Origin of the sequence: Enterobacter sp. HK-058-C-ECC (genome assembly GCF_047531125.1) — a bacterium.
GTDB lineage: Bacteria > Pseudomonadota > Gammaproteobacteria > Enterobacterales > Enterobacteriaceae > Enterobacter > Enterobacter quasiroggenkampii.
The window spans coordinates 288811-306617 of record NZ_JBLKCH010000006.1 but is presented as its reverse complement, the minus strand read 5'-3'; the positions used below and the strand labels follow the sequence as shown (position 1 = coordinate 306617).

Annotated in this window: 15 protein-coding genes; 7 read left to right on the top strand and 8 right to left on the bottom strand. The window is 58.2% G+C overall.

The window, feature by feature from the left end:
• The 3 genes from glnD to ACMWJS_RS14515 form a co-directional block, all read left to right on the top strand.
• Window positions 1-2636 (top strand): bifunctional uridylyltransferase/uridylyl-removing protein GlnD (glnD, locus tag ACMWJS_RS14525; protein WP_048377780.1); only part of this gene is annotated, 2636 nt, incomplete at its 5' end.
• Between the two features lie 32 nt (window positions 2637-2668).
• The gene (gene dapD, locus ACMWJS_RS14520; protein WP_008501915.1) at window positions 2669-3493 is read left to right on the top strand and encodes a 2,3,4,5-tetrahydropyridine-2,6-dicarboxylate N-succinyltransferase; all 825 of its coding nucleotides are present in this window, start codon (window positions 2669-2671) and stop codon (window positions 3491-3493) included.
• Window positions 3494-3604: 111 nt separating this feature from the next.
• A complete protein-coding gene (locus tag ACMWJS_RS14515; protein ID WP_014168696.1) occupies window positions 3605-3991 on the top strand; it encodes a DUF3461 family protein in 387 nt (128 codons plus the stop codon).
• Between the two features lie 86 nt (window positions 3992-4077).
• Here the strand turns inward: ACMWJS_RS14515 and cdaR are convergent, their stop codons facing one another.
• The 3 genes from cdaR to dgt form a co-directional block, all read right to left on the bottom strand.
• Window positions 4078-5235 (bottom strand): DNA-binding transcriptional regulator CdaR, encoded by a 1158-nt coding sequence (gene cdaR / locus ACMWJS_RS14510; protein WP_045907831.1) that lies wholly within the window; start codon window positions 5233-5235, stop codon window positions 4078-4080.
• Between the two features lie 146 nt (window positions 5236-5381).
• Window positions 5382-6818 carry a serine endoprotease DegP gene (degP, locus tag ACMWJS_RS14505; RefSeq protein WP_025756813.1) on the bottom strand — a complete coding sequence of 479 codons (1437 nt, stop codon included), beginning with the start codon at window positions 6816-6818 and terminating at the stop codon, window positions 5382-5384.
• Window positions 6819-6949: 131 nt separating this feature from the next.
• The gene (dgt, locus tag ACMWJS_RS14500) at window positions 6950-8464 is read right to left on the bottom strand and encodes a dGTPase (RefSeq protein WP_048225692.1); all 1515 of its coding nucleotides are present in this window, start codon (window positions 8462-8464) and stop codon (window positions 6950-6952) included.
• Between the two features lie 82 nt (window positions 8465-8546).
• Between dgt and mtnN the strand changes: the two genes are divergently transcribed.
• Genes mtnN through ACMWJS_RS14485 form a run of 3 tightly spaced genes read left to right on the top strand, consistent with a single transcriptional unit; the run spans window position 8547 to window position 10689 of the window.
• Window positions 8547-9245, top strand: a complete 699-nt coding sequence (gene mtnN, locus ACMWJS_RS14495) for a 5'-methylthioadenosine/S-adenosylhomocysteine nucleosidase (protein WP_008501920.1) — start codon at window positions 8547-8549, stop codon at window positions 9243-9245.
• Complete coding sequence (gene btuF / locus ACMWJS_RS14490) at window positions 9238-10038, top strand: vitamin B12 ABC transporter substrate-binding protein BtuF (RefSeq protein WP_111967245.1); 801 nt, start codon at window positions 9238-9240, stop codon at window positions 10036-10038. Before mtnN ends, btuF begins: the two co-directional genes overlap by 8 nt.
• Before the next feature lie 27 nt (window positions 10039-10065).
• On the top strand, window positions 10066-10689 hold the full coding sequence (locus ACMWJS_RS14485) for a TRIC cation channel family protein (RefSeq protein ID WP_045907828.1): 624 nt from the start codon (window positions 10066-10068) through the stop codon (window positions 10687-10689).
• Window positions 10690-10747: 58 nt separating this feature from the next.
• Here the strand turns inward: ACMWJS_RS14485 and erpA are convergent, their stop codons facing one another.
• Together erpA and clcA are read right to left on the bottom strand one after the other, a co-directional pair.
• Window positions 10748-11092 (bottom strand): iron-sulfur cluster insertion protein ErpA, encoded by a 345-nt coding sequence (gene erpA, locus ACMWJS_RS14480; RefSeq protein WP_013095643.1) that lies wholly within the window; start codon window positions 11090-11092, stop codon window positions 10748-10750.
• 85 nt (window positions 11093-11177) lie between these two features.
• A complete protein-coding gene (clcA, locus tag ACMWJS_RS14475) occupies window positions 11178-12578 on the bottom strand; it encodes a H(+)/Cl(-) exchange transporter ClcA (protein WP_045907827.1) in 1401 nt (466 codons plus the stop codon).
• A gap of 177 nt (window positions 12579-12755) precedes the next feature.
• Between clcA and hemL the strand changes: the two genes are divergently transcribed.
• Window positions 12756-14036, top strand: coding sequence for a glutamate-1-semialdehyde 2,1-aminomutase (hemL, locus tag ACMWJS_RS14470; RefSeq protein ID WP_048225686.1), 1281 nt, complete (start codon window positions 12756-12758; stop codon window positions 14034-14036).
• 93 nt (window positions 14037-14129) lie between these two features.
• On the opposite strand, the gene fhuB is transcribed toward hemL, so the two are convergent.
• The 3 genes from fhuB to fhuC are packed head-to-tail and all read right to left on the bottom strand — an operon-like array spanning window position 14130 to window position 17796.
• Window positions 14130-16112, bottom strand: coding sequence for a Fe(3+)-hydroxamate ABC transporter permease FhuB (gene fhuB, locus ACMWJS_RS14465; protein ID WP_414747232.1), 1983 nt, complete (start codon window positions 16110-16112; stop codon window positions 14130-14132).
• Window positions 16109-16999, bottom strand: a complete 891-nt coding sequence (gene fhuD / locus ACMWJS_RS14460; RefSeq protein ID WP_414747231.1) for a Fe(3+)-hydroxamate ABC transporter substrate-binding protein FhuD — start codon at window positions 16997-16999, stop codon at window positions 16109-16111. The genes fhuB and fhuD overlap by 4 nt, the downstream gene beginning before the upstream one ends.
• Window positions 16999-17796, bottom strand: coding sequence for a Fe3+-hydroxamate ABC transporter ATP-binding protein FhuC (gene fhuC, locus ACMWJS_RS14455; protein WP_047346397.1), 798 nt, complete (start codon window positions 17794-17796; stop codon window positions 16999-17001). The genes fhuD and fhuC overlap by 1 nt, the downstream gene beginning before the upstream one ends.
• Window positions 17797-17807 lie beyond the last annotated feature (11 nt).

Here is a 17807-nt window from a genome sequence, read left to right as displayed (position 1 = left end):
TTCCCACCCTCCCCGACCAGCCCGATAACCCGGGCGTCTGGCCGCAGCACGAGCTGACCTGTGCCGGTATCAAGGCGCATATGGATGTCTTTCACCGCTGGCTGGGCAGCGCATTTGATGCGGGCATATCGGCAGAACAACTGATTGAGGCGCGCACCGAATTTATCGACCAACTGCTGCAGCGTCTGTGGATCGATTATGGGTTTGGACAAATCAGCGATGTTGCGCTGGTTGCCGTCGGAGGCTATGGCCGCGGTGAGCTGCATCCGCTTTCCGATATCGATCTCCTGATCTTAAGCCGCAAAAAGCTGCCGGACGAACAGGCGCAAAAAATCGGCGAGCTGCTGACCCTGCTCTGGGACGTAAAGCTGGAAGTCGGCCACAGCGTGCGTACCCTGGAAGAGTGTCTGCTGGAAGGGCTGTCGGACCTGACCGTCGCCACCAACCTGATTGAAACCCGCCTGCTGATTGGCGACGTCGCGCTGTTCCTGGAGCTGCAAAAACACATCTTCAGCGACGGCTTCTGGCCGTCAGAAAAGTTCTTCGCCGCGAAAGTCGAGGAGCAAAACCAGCGCCACCAGCGCTACCACGGCACCAGCTATAACCTTGAGCCCGATATTAAAAGCAGCCCCGGCGGCCTGCGCGACATCCACACGCTACAGTGGGTTGCCCGACGCCATTTTGGCGCAACCTCGCTGGACGAGATGGTTGGCTTCGGCTTTTTAACCGAGGCGGAGCGTAACGAGCTTAACGAGTGTCTGCACCTGCTCTGGCGCATCCGCTTTGCCCTGCATCTGGAAGTTACGCGCTACGATAACCGTCTGCTGTTTGACCGCCAGCTCAGCGTGGCTCAGCGCCTGAATTACCAGGGCGAGGGTAACGAGCCGGTTGAGCACATGATGAAGGATTTCTTCCGTGTCACCCGCCGGGTGACCGAGCTGAACCAGATGCTGTTGCAGCTGTTCGACGAGGCCATTCTGGCCCTGACGGCCGACGAAAAGCCGCGCCCGATTGATGACGAATTCCAGCTGCGCGGCACGCTTATCGATCTCCGCGACGAAACGCTGTTTATCCGCGAGCCGGAAGCGATTCTGCGGATGTTCTATACCATGGTGCGCAACAGCACCATCACCGGGATCTACTCCACCACCCTGCGCCATCTGCGCCACGCGCGCCGCCATTTGACGGAGCCGCTGTGCTATATCCCGGAAGCCCGTTCGCTGTTCCTGAGCATGCTCCGCCACCCGGGCGCCGTCAGCCGAGGCCTGCTGCCGATGCACCGTCACAGCGTGCTGTGGGCCTATATGCCGCAGTGGTCGCACATCGTCGGGCAGATGCAGTTCGATCTGTTCCACGCCTACACGGTGGATGAACACACGATCCGCGTGATGCTCAAGCTGGAAAGCTTTGCGAAAGAAGAGACGCGCTCCCGCCACCCGCTGTGCGTCGAGCTGTGGCCGCGCCTGACCCATCCGGAGCTGATCCTGATTGCCGCCCTGTTCCACGACATCGCCAAAGGCCGCGGCGGCGACCACTCGGTGCTCGGCGCGCAGGACGTGCTGAAATTTGCCGAGCTGCACGGCCTGAACTCACGTGAAACGCAGCTGGTGGCCTGGCTGGTGCGCCATCACCTGCTGATGTCGGTCACCGCCCAGCGCCGTGACATTCAGGACCCGGAAGTCATAAAACAGTTCGCCGAAGAGGTCCAGACGGAAAACCGCCTGCGCTATCTGGTCTGCCTGACGGTGGCCGATATCTGCGCCACCAACGAAACCCTGTGGAACAGCTGGAAGCAGAGCCTGCTGCGCGAGTTGTACTTCGCCACCGAAAAACAGCTGCGTCGCGGGATGCAGAACACGCCAGACATGCGCGAGCGCGTGCGTCACCACCAGCTGCAGGCGCTGGCGCTGCTGCGGATGGATAACATTGATGAAGAGGCGCTACATCAGATTTGGGCCCGCTGCCGCGCCAACTATTTTGTCCGCCACAGCCCAAACCAGCTTGCGTGGCACGCGCGGCATCTGCTCAAGCACGATCTGTCGCAGCCGATGATCCTGCTGAGCCCGCAGGCCACCCGCGGCGGGACGGAGATTTTCATCTGGAGCCCGGACCGCCCTTATCTGTTTGCTGCGGTCTGCGCCGAGCTGGACAGGCGTAACCTGAGCGTGCACGACGCGCAGATTTTCACCACCCGCGACGGCATGGCAATGGACACCTTTATCGTGCTGGAGCCGGACGGCAGCCCGCTGTCGTCGGACAGGCATGAAGGGATACGTTTTGGTCTGGAGCAGGCGATCACCCAGCGCAGCTGGCAACCCCCGCAGCCGCGTCGCCAGCCGGCGAAATTGCGCCACTTCACCGTGGATACCGAAGTCAATTTCCTGCCAACCCACACCGATCGTAAATCGTTCCTTGAGCTGATTGCGCTCGACCAGCCGGGGCTGCTCGCCCGCGTCGGCCAGGTTTTTGCCGATCTGGGAATTTCGCTTCATGGAGCCCGAATTACAACCATTGGCGAGCGAGTAGAAGATTTATTTATAATCGCCACCGCCGACCGACGTGCCCTTAATAATGACCTGCAGCTTGAAGTGCAACAACGGTTGACAGCAGCCCTCAATCCAAACGATAAAGGGTGATATGTTTTTTAGTGAAATGGAAAGAGTAAACAATGCAGCAGTTACAGAACGTTATTGAGTCCGCTTTTGAGCGTCGCGCCGAGATTACCCCGGCAAATGTGGATACCGTGACCCGTGAAGCGGTAAACCAGGTGATTTCCCTGCTGGATTCCGGCGCGCTGCGCGTGGCAGAAAAAATCGACGGTCAGTGGGTCACTCATCAATGGCTGAAGAAAGCCGTGCTGCTCTCTTTCCGCATCAACGATAACCAGGTTATCGACGGAGCAGAAAGCCGTTACTTCGATAAAGTGCCAATGAAGTTCGCTGACTACGACGAAGCGCGTTTCCAGAAAGAAGGTTTCCGCGTGGTACCGCCTGCGGCAGTGCGCCAGGGCGCCTTCATCGCACGTAATACCGTGCTGATGCCATCCTACGTGAACATCGGTGCCTACGTTGACGAAGGTACCATGGTCGACACCTGGGCAACTGTCGGTTCCTGTGCGCAGATCGGTAAAAACGTTCACCTGTCCGGCGGCGTGGGCATCGGTGGTGTTCTGGAGCCACTGCAGGCTAACCCGACCATCATCGAAGATAACTGCTTCATCGGCGCGCGCTCTGAAGTGGTTGAAGGCGTGATCGTGGAAGAAGGCTCCGTGATCTCCATGGGCGTTTACATCGGCCAGAGCACCCGTATTTACGATCGTGAAACCGGCGAAGTGCATTACGGTCGCGTTCCGGCGGGCTCCGTCGTGGTGTCCGGCAACCTGCCGTCAAAAGATGGCAAATACAGCCTGTACTGTGCGGTTATCGTGAAGAAAGTGGATGCGAAAACGCGCGGTAAAGTGGGCATCAACGAATTGCTGCGCACCATCGATTAATCGGGTATAACAAAAAGCGGGGGCAACCCCGCTTTTTTTATATCTGAGGGTGGCGAAAATAGATTTTTTCGTTAATTATTCAAAGGTTATGTTGAGATCAAGGGTACCGCTATGTACGATAATCTGAAAAGTCTGGGCATTACCAATCCTGATGAAATTGATCGTTACAGCCTCCGCCAGGAAGCCAACAACGATATTTTGAAAATCTATTTTCACAAGGACAAAGGAGAGTTTTTCGCCAAAAGCGTGAAGTTTAAATACCCACGCCAGCGTAAGACCGTTGTTGCTGACGGTGTAGGACAGGGATACAAAGAAGTACAGGAAATCAGCCCTAACCTGCGCTATGTGATCGATGAACTCGATCAGATCTGCCAGCGTGACCGCACCGAAGTCGATCTCAAGCGTAAGATCCTTGACGACCTGCGTCACCTTGAAAGCGTTGTTACCAATAAGATCAGCGAGATTGAAGCGGATCTTGAGAAGTTAACCCGGAAGTAAAAGCAAAACGGCAATCCTTGATTGCCGTTTTTAGTGCTTGCGCCCTCTCCCCGTGGGATGGGGTGAGGGCACCAGACCGCACTCAGTCATCTCTGCTCGTCCAACTGCAGCGCCACATACAGCAGTAGCCTGTCGTCGAAATTCCCCAGATCCAGCCCCGTCAACTCTGAAATTCGGTTTAATCGATACTCCAGGGTATTGCGGTGGATAAACAGCGCTTTTGACGTCGCCAGCGGCTGCACGTTATGACGGAACCACGCCTGCAGGGTCCGGCGCAGAAGGCCGTTATTGTCCATGGCTTTCAGGCGCGCCAATGGCCGCGCCAACTCATTGGCCTGCCAGCCACCGCGCAGGCTGTCGAGCAGCACCGGCAGCATCAGGTCCTGATAAAAATAACTGCGGCTCTCCGGCATTCGCTGCTTGCCCACCATCATGGTGGTGCGTGCGGTCCGCCAGGAGCGGGCGATACTGCCCGGCCCGGTAAAATAATTGCCCAGCGCAACGCGAAAACGCAGCTGGCCATTCTCCTTCATTCGGGCGATCAGCAGCTCCACGCGACGACGATGATCGTCCGCATCCCAGCGGCCGAACGCATTAAGCGCCGGTTTGAGCACCACCATTTCCGTCAGAGAAACGATCGCCACCAGGTTATCGCGCTCCGGCGTCGCCAGCGCGTTTTGCAACTGCTGCAGTTCGGCCATCGCGCTGTCTACGCCCAACTGGCCGCTATCGACTTCAATCACCGCCACCACGCGCGGCTGATTCAGGTCGATCCCCAGACGCTGCGCCCATTCACTGAGCGCAGGCGTATGCTCTTCCGCCTGAATAAGGTTCATCACCAGCTCCTCACGCAGGCGGCTGTCCTGAGCGAGCAGGTGCATCAGGCGCGACTGCTCGAGCATCATCTCCGCCGTCATGCAGACCAGCTCACCGTATTTTCGCAGTGACTCGGGCTCGCCGGTGAGACCGATGACCCCCACAATCTCGCCTTCAAGGCGCAGTGGTAAATTGATGCCCTGACGGACGCCGTGCAGGTGTTTCGCTACCGCATCATCGATATCGACCACGCGCCCCTGGGAGAGCACCAGCAGCGCGCCTTCGTGCAATTCCCCAATACGCTCGCGATCGCCGCTGCCAATAATGCGCCCGCGGGCATCCATTACGTTGATATTGGTATCAATGATGCGCATGGTGCGCGCCACGATATCCTGCGCCATTTTGGTATCAAGATGCCAGCCAGCCATAGAACCCTCCTGTGAGCAGAGCTCAAGCATAGGGATGTTCAGCGACGGCTGCATTGTGCGAATGCACAAAGAGAGAGGAAGAAGTATGGACTTGTGGGAAGGGTCACAGAAACGAGAAAGCCCCTGCGAACAGGGGCTTCAGAGGATTACTGCATCAGCAGGTAAATAGAGGTATCACCACGCTGGATATTCAGCGCCAGCACGGAAGGCTTGCTGTCGAGAATTTTACGCAGTTCAGCGATATTTTTCACCGGCTGCTGGTTAGCGCCCATGATCACATCGCCTTTCTTGAGGCCGATACGGGCTGCCGGTGAATTCGCTTTCACGTTGTTCACCACCACGCCTTTGTCTGCGCCTTTGTTGCTCATCTCGGCACCTTCAATCCCGCTGAAGATGGTGCTGGAGTCCACCTGATTCTGGCTGCTCTGCTGCAGCTCCAGGCTCACGTTAACCGCTTTACCGTCGCGCAGCAGACCAAGGGTCACTTTGCTGCCGATAGGCATAGAGCCGACTTCCGCACGCAGGGCGGCAAAGCTGCTGATCGGTTTACCGTTCAGGGAGGTGATCACATCCCCCGCTTTAATGCCCGCTTTAGCGGCAGAGGAGTTCGGCATCACCTGGCTGACGAATGCCCCGCGCTGGGCGTCAACCTTCATCGCCTTCGCCAGCTCGGAGTTCAGCTCCGTACCGAGGATACCCAGCTCACCGCGTTTCACCTGGCCATACTGCACCATCTGCGCGGTCAGGTTTTTCACCATGTTACTTGGGATAGCAAAACCGATCCCGATATTGCCGCCGTCCGGGGCAAGGATCGCGGTGTTGATACCGATCAGTTCGCCGTTCAGGTTGACCAGCGCACCGCCGGAGTTACCGCGGTTGATCGCCGCATCCGTCTGGATGAAGTTCTCATAGTTCTCGGCATTGAGGCCGCTACGGCCCAGCGCAGAGACGATACCCGAGGTCACGGTTTCACCCAGACCGAACGGGTTACCGATCGCCACGGTATAGTCGCCCACGCGCAGCGCGTCGGAGTCGGCAATTTTAATCGCCGTCAGGTTTTTCGGATCCTGAATCTGGATCAGCGCAATGTCAGAACGCGGGTCTTTGCCGACCACTTTGGCGTCAAACTTACGGCCATCGCTCAGCTGAACCTTAATGCTGTTCGCGTTATCGACAACGTGGTTGTTGGTAACGACGTAGCCTTTCGCTGCATCAATGATTACCCCCGAGCCAAGCGCCATGAATTTCTGCTGCTGGCCGCCGCCCTGGCTGTCATCCCCTGCGCCACCGCCCTGACAGAACGGAGAGCTCTGGAATGGCGAACCGTCCTGGCAGAACGGCGAGTTGTCGCCGAAGAACTGCTGGAAGTTACGCGGCATGCGCGGCGTATTGACGGTCGTGCTACCCTCAACGTTAATACTCACCACCGATGGCATCACTTTTTCGAGCATCGGTGCCAGGCTTGGCATCTGCTGCGCGGTTGCTGCCGACGACGCGGTCTCGGCTGCAGTAGCAGTCAGAGGAGACAGCGCTAAACCTAAACTCAGAGCCAGTGCACTCATTGCTAATGTGGTTTTTTTCATGTTTCTCAATCTCGATTTACAGGTAACGCAAAATTGCTGTGTAACTCAGATTCGTTTTATACCGCTTAGTTCCGGCGATAAGTTTATGGAAAAGGTAAAAATTTATTGGCCGTCTTTACAAAACTCAGGCGTTATTCCACCGCCATCAGCTTGCGATATTCATCCCAGGCATACAAATCCGTCATGCCGCTGATATAGTCCTGGATAAGACGGCAGCGATAATAATATTCCATCACCGGCCACTGGGGGGAATGGCGATCCAGCTTGCCAATCGCTTCGACATACGCCAGACGGTGTCGGGTAGAGAGTTTCTGATAAAGTCGGGACTCGATGGGGATGCGGCGCACGCGCTCGTGTTCCACCAGCTCGCTGAATTCGTCAACGGACAGCTGGAGCAGCGGGGCATAAATTTCCAGTAACCCGCTGATCACCCGGTAGCCCTGCAGCTCTAACTGTTCGACATCCGGATGGCTGAAGACATGCCGCATCGCCACATGTTTATAAAGCTCGAGGAGCTGGCTGAAACTGCTGTCATCTTCCAGTAGCGCATGGTTGAATTCCCCGTTGAAAATCAGCGGCAAATTATCAATAAAGCGCGACGCCGCGTACGGCACCAGCTTATTTAATGTATTGACCCGCAAATACATAAAGAACTGATCTTCCGTACTGCGGCTTAATGTATTTGAGCGCGATTTATCCCAGGCATTTTCGACAACCTGCGCAAACAGCGAGCCTTTTTCATGGGTTCCCCAGGCCGTATAAAGATGTTGATAAAGCTCCTCGACGCTGAAGATTCTTTTCTCAACCGCGTCTTCCAGATCGGCCACGCAATAGGAAATATCATCGGCGGCTTCCATAATCCAGGTCAATGGAAAGCGGCCGTTTGGCGTCAATGAAAGTTCTTTACGTAGCCGTTCAATATAGGCCTCTTCGGAAAGATAATAGCCCGGTTTTTTCATTAAATAACTGTGGGACGCGGGCGTCTCCCCCATCCACCACGCGGGGCGCGTATATTTCAGAATGCAGCCGACCTGTGCCCAGGTCAGGTTCATACGCATCAGGGAGTGGACCAGCCGGATCCCCTGCGCGTTGCCTTCAAAATGACAGAGATCCTGGCGCACCTTGCGGCGCAAATCGTTCAGCCCCTCTTCGCCTTCACGCAGGCGTAAATCGCGTACGATGCAGCGGTCGTCGCTCAGCGGCTGGCTTACCGCATCCGAAGGGTAGAGCCGTTGTTTAAACCAGTCATTGATTGCCGCCTCACCAAAATGACCGAAAGGCGGGTTGCCGATGTCATGCATCAGGCAGGCCATCTCAACGATGCTCTCAAAAGGCCCCGTCAGCTCGTCCAGACCATAGGTTTCCAGCAAGCGCTGCTCTTTGAGACGGCTCAAAATCTCTTTAGCTATATAGCGCCCGACCTGCTGCACCTCCATAGAGTGGGTTAAGCGCGTGCGCACTGCGGCGTTACGCTCCAGCGGAAAGACCTGGGTTTTTTGCTGCAGACGGCGGATGGCGGGCGAGTTAATGATCCGCCCGCGATCGCTTTCGAAGATACGCAGGATCTCATGTTCGCTCTTGTCGCCCTGCGGCGAACGGAAACGTCGGTGCCAGTTAATTTTGGTGCGAAAATCGATTGGTGACATGTGCTCCCCCGCGTGAGAATGCGTTTCCCCTTAACCGCATGATAGACTATGCATCTTAACAAGGCACATCGCGAGTAAATCTATGAAAATCGGCATTATTGGTGCAATGGAAGAAGAAGTTACGCTCCTGCGTGACAAAATTGAGAACCGTCAGACCCTCTCTCTGGGGGGTTGTGAGATCTATACCGGTCAGCTAAACGGTGTTGACGTGGCTCTGCTGAAATCAGGCATCGGTAAAGTCGCTGCGGCGCTGGGTGCCACCCTGCTGCTTGAGCGCTGCAAGCCGGACGTGATCGTGAATACCGGCTCTGCGGGCGGCCTGGCGCCGACGCTGAAGGTGGGTGATATCGTTGTTTCCGACGAAGCGCGTTACCACGATGCTGACGTCACCGCGTTCGGTTACGAGTACGGCCAGCTTCCGGGCTGCCCGGCAGGGTTTAAAGCGGACGACAAACTGATTGCGGCGGCAGAGACCTGCATTGCGGAGCTCAACCTCAACGCGGTACGCGGTCTGATTGTCAGCGGTGATGCGTTCATTAATGGTTCCGTGGGTCTGGCGAAAATCCGTCATAACTTCCCTCAGGCGGTGGCCGTTGAGATGGAAGCGACTGCGATTGCGCACGTTTGCCATAACTTCAACGTACCGTTCGTGGTGGTTCGCGCCATCTCTGACGTGGCAGACCAGCAGTCCCACATTAGCTTCGACGAGTTCCTGACCGTTGCAGCAAAACAGTCCACCGTGATGGTGGAACGCCTGGTGCAGAATCTGGCACGTGGCTAAACATACCCTCAGGGCGCTTGCCGCCCTGCTTCTGCTCGCCCCGCTGTGGCTCTATGCTGTACCGCGCGTGATTACGCTCTCTCCCGCCAATACGGAGCTGGCGTTTGCCGCCGGCATTACGCCCGTCGGCGTGAGCAGCTTTTCCGATTATCCGCCGCAGGCCGCGGGGATTGAGCAAGTGGCTACCTGGCAAGGGATGAACCTTGAGCGCATCGTGGCGCTGAAACCGGATCTCGTGCTGGCCTGGCGTGGCGGCAACGCCGAGCGGCAGGTCAACCAGCTCACTTCCCTTGGCATAAAGGTCATGTGGATTGATGCCGTCAGCATTGAACAGGTCGCACAGGCGCTACGCGCCCTGGCACCCTATAGCCCTACCCCCCAAAAAGCCGAGGCTGCGGCGAAACAGATGCTGAGCGACTATGCCGCGCTGAAATCCCGATACGATACCCCAGTTAAAAAGCGCATCTTCCTGCAGTTTGGCAGCCAGCCGCTGTTCACCACCGGAAAAGGGTCGATTCAAAACCAGGTGCTGGAAGTTTGTGGCGGTGAAAACATCTTTGCAGCCAGCCGGGTGCCGTGGCCTCAGGTAAGCCGTGAGCAGGTTCTGGCGCGCCAGCCACAGGCCATCGTCGTGGTCGGAAATGCGAGCGAAATTCCCAAAATTGAGCAATTCTGGCAAAAGCAGCTAAAAATACCGGTAATACCCCTCAACAGCGACTGGTTTGAACGCGCCAGCCCGCGTATTATCCTCGCCGCAAAACAGCTCTGTGCCGCGCTGGCAGAGAGTCACTAACATAAGACCCTTTTCGAGGATTTAACGATGCTCGTTTATTGGCTGGATATTCTTGGCACAGCCGTTTTTGCTATCTCCGGCGTCCTGCTCGCCGGAAAACTACGCATGGATCCGTTTGGCGTGCTGGTGCTGGGCGTAGTGACCGCCGTGGGCGGCGGGACAATCCGCGATATGGCGCTGGCGAATGGCCCGGTGTTTTGGGTGAAAGATCCGACCGATCTGGTGGTCGCGATGGTCACCTGCCTGTTAACCATAGTGCTGGTTCGCCAGCCCCGCCGATTACCAAAATGGATATTGCCGGTACTGGATGCCGTCGGTCTGGCCGTGTTTGTCGGTATTGGCGTCAATAAGGCGTTTAATGCGGGCACCGGTCCAATGGTGGCGATCTGCATGGGCGTATTAACCGGCGTAGGCGGCGGGATCATTCGCGACATTCTGGCACGTGAGGTGCCGATGATCCTGCGTACTGAAATTTACGCAACGGCCTGTATTGCGGGCGGCATTGTCCACGCGACAGCGTACTACACGTTTGCACTTCCGCTGGAAAACGCCGCGATGCTGGGGATGGTCGTGACGCTGGTGATACGTTTAGCGGCAATACGCTGGCACCTGAAGCTGCCGACGTTTGCGCTGGATGAAAATTCAAGATAGGCGTCGTTTATAAGCCCGGTGGCGCTTCGCTTACCGGGCCTACAATCCGCATTCAGGCTTAAATGCTGAACGAAGAACCACACCCGCAGGTGCTTGTTGCGTTCGGGTTGGTGACCACAAAGCGCGAACCTTCCAGACCCTCGGTGTAATCCACCGAACCGCCCACCAGATATTGCAGGCTCATCGGGTCAACCACCAGCGCAACGCCCTGTTTCTCGATGGTCATATCGCCATCGTTAACCTGATCGTCAAAGGTAAAACCGTACTGGAAGCCGCTGCAGCCGCCGCCGGTAATATAGACACGCAGTTTCAGATCCGGATTGTCTTCGTCGGCAATCAGGGTTTTCACTTTGTTGGCTGCTGCTTCGGTAAACTCCAGCGGCAACGCTACATCATCACTCATCTTATGCTCCCATGAATACTGCTACTGCTATTGGGTAAAATTCACCCAATTCTTTGTGTCATTATCTAATACCCTGGTAATTCATTCAAGTATTCTGCGTTGCGGCCCGCTCCGCCTCTTGTTTTGCCAGAGTACGCGCAAGAATGGTGGAGTATAGCGGTTTTCCACCCAGGAACTGGGCTAATAGTGTCGCGCCGAGACAGGTAATGATCATTGGCAAAATGAGCTGGTAATTATCCGTCATCTCCAGCACCAGCACGATCCCGGTCAATGGCGCGCGCAGGGAGGCGGCAAGCAGCGCCCCCATTCCGGCCACCGCAAAGGTCCCGGCGTCAAGGTGATAGGCGGGAAAGCCCGCTTCCGCCGCCATACCAAACGCGGTGCCCAGCAAGGTTCCCAGCGCCAGCATCGGGGCGAATATCCCACCGGGTGCGCCGGAGGAAAAACAGAGCACCGTCGTGATGACGCGGGAGATAAACATAAACAGCAGCAGACCCACGCTAAAGTTCCCCGCCGCCGCAATGGGGATCAGCCCGAACCCGCCGCCAGCGGCATTCGGCTCGATAAACCCGAGCACGCCGCAGATTCCGCCCAGCAGGCCACCCATCAGCACCCATTTGGTCGTATTCCCACCGTGAATACGCTGGAACATATCCTGAGCGCGTAGGATAAAAGTGTTAAACAGCGGCCCCACCACGCCAAAAATCATGCCGAGGATCAGGTAAAGCCACAGGGTGTTCACCGGCGCGTTGGTCAGTTTACCCACCTCAATGACCGCCCCTTCGCCATTAAAGAGGCGAAACACGATGCTCGACATAATGACGCCGGTAAACACCGCTTTAATGGAGATCAGGTTGTAGCGAAACTGCGCGCGCATCTCTTCGATGATAAACAAAATGCCCGCCAGCGGCGCGTTAAAGGCCGCCGACAGCCCCGCCGCTGCACCGGTTGCCAGCAGCGTATGGCGCGCTTCGGCGCTGCGCATCCGAAACAGATCGCCCACCATGCGGCCGACGTTCCCGCCAAGCTGAACCGTAGGCCCTTCCCGGCCAAGAACCATCCCCGCGCCCAGCGTACCCATGCCGCCGATAAACTTCACCGGGATGACACGCCACCAGCGCACCGGACGCAGCTCCTCCAGGGCCCCTTCAATTTCCGGGATGCCGGACCCGCCCGCCTCCGGCGCAAATTTACGCACCAGGAAATACCCCACCATGGCAAACAGCGCCGACAGCCCGAACGCCGCAACCCAGACCAGCCATCGGCTGTCGGCGAAACCGGCCACGGTTCCCACTCGCCAGTTGAGCACGGCATTAACCGCTTTTTCAAACGCCACGCCCACCAGACCGGCGAGTGTTCCCACCACGGCAGCGGCCAGCAGGATCGCCAGCGGCGTTTTATCGCGATTGAGCAGCCGCCGAATACTGATTCGATGCTGGGCGCGCGTAAACTGTTGTTCTTCAAAAGACGGAGAATCTGATTTCATGTCCTGTACTTATTCGTCATACAAAAAGCCGCGAGGATTTTACCAGAGACAGCCCCACCGTCTCCTGAAAATTACTTAACAAATCTTAAAGCATTACCCGGCTAAAAATTTCATAACCTTCCCCGAATCACTTAGAATAGTGGGCTTAATCATTTTATACGAACCAGGAACGACGCCATGAGCAAGTCTGAAAACCTCTACAGTGCAGCCCGCGAGCTTATTCCGGGTGGCGTGAACTCACCTGTGCGCGCCTTTACCGGCGTGGGCGGCACGCCGCTGTTTATCGAACGTGCTGACGGCGCGTATCTGTATGATGTCGATGGCAAAGCCTATATCGATTATGTCGGCTCCTGGGGCCCGATGGTGCTGGGACACAACCACCCGGCCATTCGTAACGCGGTGATTGAAGCCGCTCAGCGCGGCCTGAGCTTCGGTGCGCCAACCGAAATGGAAGTGAAAATGGCGGAGCTGGTTACCGAGCTGGTCCCGACCATGGACATGGTGCGCATGGTGAACTCCGGTACCGAAGCGACCATGAGCGCCATCCGCCTGGCGCGCGGCTTTACCGGTCGCGACAAGATTATCAAATTTGAGGGTTGCTACCACGGTCATGCGGACTGCCTGCTGGTGAAAGCGGGTTCCGGCGCGCTGACGCTCGGCCAGCCAAACTCACCTGGCGTACCGGCTGACTTCGCGAAGCATACCCTGACCTGCACCTACAACGATCTGGACACCGTTCGCGCGGCGTTCGAGCAGTATCCGCAGGAGATCGCCTGCATCATCGTTGAGCCGGTTGCGGGCAACATGAACTGCATTCCACCGCAGCCTGATTTCCTGCCGGGCCTGCGCGCCCTGTGCGATGAATTCGGTGCGCTGCTGATCATCGATGAAGTGATGACCGGCTTCCGCGTAGCGCTGGCGGGCGCCCAGTCTTACTACGGCGTCGAGCCGGACCTGACCTGCCTGGGTAAAATCATCGGCGGCGGCATGCCGGTCGGCGCATTCGGTGGGCGTAAGGACGTCATGGAAGCGCTGGCACCCACCGGCCCGGTTTACCAGGCGGGCACGCTCTCCGGTAACCCTATCGCGATGGCGGCGGGCTTTGCCTGCCTGACCGAAGTGGCTCAGCCAGGCATCCACGAAACCCTGACCGACCGGACTACGCAACTGGCAAACGGCCTGCTGGAAGCGGCAGAGGAAGCCGGTATTCCGCTGGTGGTTAACCACGTGGGCGGCATGTTCGGGATCTTCTTCACCGAGGCGAAAACCGTGACCTGCTATCAGGACGTGGTGAAGTGCGACGTTGAACGCTTCAAGCGCTTCTTCCACCTGATGCTGGAAGAAGGCGTGTACCTGGCACCGTCAGCGTTCGAAGCGGGCTTTATGTCCGTGGCGCACAGTGAAGAAGATATCAATAACACCATTGACGCGGCGCGTAAGGTGTTTGCGAAACTGTAAGATGTGCGGCTTGATGCCCTCACCCCAACCCTCTCCCACGGGGAGAGGGAGCAAACACTAAAACGGCAATCTAAGGATTGCCGTTTACTTTTATTACCGACTCTGCTTTCTCAACAGATAAATAAAATACGGCGCACCGATAAAGGTCGACAGCAGACCCGCCGGGATCTGATACGGGAACAGCACCATTCTTCCGCACCAGTCCGCAAACACCAGCATTACCCCGCCCGTCAGGGCCGACATCACGATATGCGGCATCGTCCGGCGGAACCCCATCATTCTGGCAATGTGCGGAGCCATTAGCCCAACAAAACTCAGCGGGCCAATCGTCATGGTCGCCGTCGCCGTCAGGCACGCAGCGAGCAGCAGCAACGCGATACGCGCTGGCGTCAGCGCCATCCCCACCGCGCGCGCGGTTTCCCCGCCGAGCGGCAGAATGGTCATCCAGCGACGGCACAGCGGCACCATCGCCAGCAGTACGATCATCACGATCCCGGACCCGATCGCCTGGCTGCCGGTCGCGCCGTATGTTGAGCCGGATATCCAGGTCAGGATCTTCGCCATACGCGGATCGCCGCTTGCCTGCAGCATCATCAGCAGCATCGTGAATGCGGTGCTGAGCGCCATCCCCGCCAGCAGCATACGGTGCGGTGAAAACCCGCCTCGACCGGCGGCAATCAGGATAATCATCAGCGTAACCGCCGCCCCGAGACTACCGGCAGGCATCAGCCAGCCAAACGCATTGCCCGGCACGAAGAACAGCATCAGCACCACGCCAAAGGCAGCGCCAGAGCTGATCCCGAGCACTTCCGGGCTCGCCATCGGGTTACCGGTCAGACGCTGAATAATGCATCCTGCCACCGCCAGCATCACGCCTGCGATCAGCGCAGCGAGGATACGCGGCCAGCGCCACTGCAGCAGGGCGTTGAGTAAATCACCCGTTGCCCAGTGCCAGCCAGCGGCATCGCGTCCGAATGAGAGCGCCGCGAACGAGGCGATAATCAGCACCACCAGCCCGACAAGGCTAAACCACAGTACCGACTGACGCTCAGTATGGACTTTATCGCCCGCATCCATCGCCGGTGCGCTCATGCTGCGCAGACGCGGAAGCAGCCACAGGAGCAGCGGCGCCCCGATCAGCGCGGTGACCGAGCCGGTGGAGACTTCACGCCAGACCTGCGCCAGCCAGAGAATAAGCTGATCGGAAAGCCAGAGGATCAGCGCCCCAATCAGCGGCGCCAGCATCAGACGCGCCAGCAAGCGACGCGCTCCGAGCATCTTCGCCAGCAGCGGGGCAAACAGGCCGATAAACCCGATGATGCCGACCGCGTTCACCAGCAGGGCGCTCAATACAATCGCCAGCGTCAGCGCCGCCAGGCGAGCCAGCGACAGCGCCAGCCCCAGGTTGCGCGCCACGCCATCATCCAGTCCCATCAGCGTCAGAGGACGCAGGAGCAGCAGCGTCAGCACAACACCGCCAGCCAGCTGCGGCCACAGGCGCTGCACCACGCTCCAGTCGGTCTGGGTCAGCGTCCCGGTACTCCACATGAACATGCTTTGCAGCTGATCGTGGTGGAACAGAACCAGCAGCTGGTTGATCGCCCCACAGTACAGGCTGACCACCAGCCCGGCCAGAATCAGCGTCACCGGGGAAAGACGTTTACCCCAGGCCACGCCAAAGACCAGCGCGCCCACCGCACACGCTCCGGCAAGCGCCGCAAACTGCGAGGCTAACGCCCCCGGCAGCGTCCACAGCGTGGTGATGGTGATCCCAAGCTGGGCGCCGGTCGCGACGCCGAGTGTGGTGGGTTCCGCCAGCGGGTTACGTAAAACCTGCTGGAACAGCACCCCCACCAGCCCTAAACCGGCACCAACCAGCAGGGAGACTGCCAGACGCGGCAGCAGGCTGTAGTGGAACAGCATCTGCTGAATATTGTCGATATCCGGCGAGGCCAGCGCGGCCCCCCACTGCGCGCGCGGTAATGCGGCCGAGAGGTTGACCCCGGTTAACGCCAGCGCGGCAAGGAAAATCAGCACCAGCAGAAGCGCCGGGAAGCGGGCAATCCGTGAACTCATGCTTTACCTCCCAGCGCGTTATCCAGCACGCGGGCAAAATGCATGGCCGACAGCGTCGCGCCGTAGAACCAGACCGCCGGAGCGCGCTGGAAGCGTTGCTCACGGACAAACGGCATCGCCTGCCAGAGCGGCGTCGCCATCAGGGTTTGCATGGCGCGCTCGTTGCCGTGATCGAAACACAGCACATCCACGTCGCGAAACGCCGCGAGACGATCGATACCCACAGCGGTACTGCCCCAGAACGTCATCTCCCCTTCCCAGGCATTACGAATACCAAAACTGTCGAGGACTTCCTGGAATAGGCAGTTTTTACCGAAAACCAGCATATGGCGGGCATCCAGCAGCGTCACCATCAGCAGCGGACGATCGCCCCGGTGAGCAAAACGCGGCTTCAGAGCGTCAATCAGGGCATCGAATTCGTCGAGATGTTTTTTAGCCTCCGCTTCCCGGTTGAGGAAATTTGCCATCTCGTTAACCGACTTTTTCGCCATCGCCAGCGGTTTTTTACCGTCGCTGAAAGCGAATCCACGTCCGGGCGCAATGCGCGCCATGGTCTCTTCTGACGGACCGTAGCCCGCGGACCAGAACAGGAACGACGGTTTCATCTGGGTGAGCAACTCGAGGTTTGGCTCCGTCCGCAGGCCGACGTCGATTACCGATTCCGGCAGCTTCGGCTCGTTCACCCAGAGGTTATAGTTGGGAATGTCCGCCACGCCGTAGGGCGTGACGCCGAGCGCCATCATCAGCTCGACCGGCAGCCACTCCAGCGCCACTATGCGGTGCGGATCGACGACGGCGGCACGCGCCGCATTCATTTTTAACAGCAGCGGTGAGAGGGCCATCGCCGTCAGCAGGCGACGGCGGCTAATGCGCATGTTGTCGAGCATCAGTAGACGAAGCTCACCGGTGCAGCCCCGGCCGGGTGAGGCAGAATACCCATCGGAATACCATAAATATGTTCCAGCGTTTCGCTGCGCATCAGTTCGGACGGCGTTCCCTGCGCAATCATTTCGCCGCCGCGCAGCGCAACAAGGTAGTCGCAATAGCGCGCCGCCATGTTGATATCATGCAGCACCGCGATCACCGTCAGACCGCGCTGCTGGCTTAAGCGGTGCACCAGCGCCAGGACATCGACCTGATGGGCGATATCGAGCGCGGAGGTGGGTTCATCAAGGAGCAGGCAGCGACTGTCCTGGGCCACCAGCATCGCAATCCACGCGCGCTGGCGTTCACCGCCGGACAGGCTATCCACCAGACGGTGCGCCAGCGGCTTTAGCCCGACCAGCGCAATCGCCTCTTCCACTTTCTCTCTGTCGGCCACGCCGAAGCGTCCAAGCGCGCCATGCCACGGATAACGCCCAATCGCCACCAGCTCTCGCACCGTCATCCCCTCCGCCTGCGGCAGCTGCTGCGGCAGATACGCCACTTTGCGGGCAAACGCTTTGCTGCTCCAGCTCTCGAGCGGTTGGTCATCCAGCAGGATGTCGCCTTCTGACGGCGGCTGATGGCGTCCCAGCATCTTAAGCAGCGTGGACTTACCGGAACCGTTGTGACCAATCAGGCCCGTGACTTTACCTGCGGGGAACGTCAAAGAGAGCGGATGCAGCAAGGTGCGCCCGGGTACGCGAAAGGAGAGATGGTTGAGCGTAAAGGTGGTGTCGGGTTGCGTTTGATTATCCTGCATTTCAGCCAACT

Excerpts from the sequence above, each read along its gene's own strand:
- ACMWJS_RS14485 (WP_045907828.1), top strand. The coding sequence starts at position 10,066 with ATGCTCGTTTATTGGCTGGATATTCTTGGCACAGCCGTTTTTGCTATC.
- dgt (WP_048225692.1), bottom strand. The coding sequence starts at position 8,464 with ATGTCACCAATCGATTTTCGCACCAAAATTAACTGGCACCGACGTTTC.
- fhuC (WP_047346397.1), bottom strand. The coding sequence starts at position 17,796 with ATGCAGGATAATCAAACGCAACCCGACACCACCTTTACGCTCAACCAT.
- fhuD (WP_414747231.1), bottom strand. The coding sequence starts at position 16,999 with ATGCTCGACAACATGCGCATTAGCCGCCGTCGCCTGCTGACGGCGATG.
- degP (WP_025756813.1), bottom strand. The coding sequence starts at position 6,818 with ATGAAAAAAACCACATTAGCAATGAGTGCACTGGCTCTGAGTTTAGGT.
- mtnN (WP_008501920.1), top strand. The coding sequence starts at position 8,547 with ATGAAAATCGGCATTATTGGTGCAATGGAAGAAGAAGTTACGCTCCTG.
- fhuB (WP_414747232.1), bottom strand. The coding sequence starts at position 16,112 with ATGAGTTCACGGATTGCCCGCTTCCCGGCGCTTCTGCTGGTGCTGATT.
- dapD (WP_008501915.1), top strand. The coding sequence starts at position 2,669 with ATGCAGCAGTTACAGAACGTTATTGAGTCCGCTTTTGAGCGTCGCGCC.
- ACMWJS_RS14515 (WP_014168696.1), top strand. The coding sequence starts at position 3,605 with ATGTACGATAATCTGAAAAGTCTGGGCATTACCAATCCTGATGAAATT.
- cdaR (WP_045907831.1), bottom strand. The coding sequence starts at position 5,235 with ATGGCTGGCTGGCATCTTGATACCAAAATGGCGCAGGATATCGTGGCG.
- clcA (WP_045907827.1), bottom strand. The coding sequence starts at position 12,578 with ATGAAATCAGATTCTCCGTCTTTTGAAGAACAACAGTTTACGCGCGCC.
- hemL (WP_048225686.1), top strand. The coding sequence starts at position 12,756 with ATGAGCAAGTCTGAAAACCTCTACAGTGCAGCCCGCGAGCTTATTCCG.
- erpA (WP_013095643.1), bottom strand. The coding sequence starts at position 11,092 with ATGAGTGATGATGTAGCGTTGCCGCTGGAGTTTACCGAAGCAGCAGCC.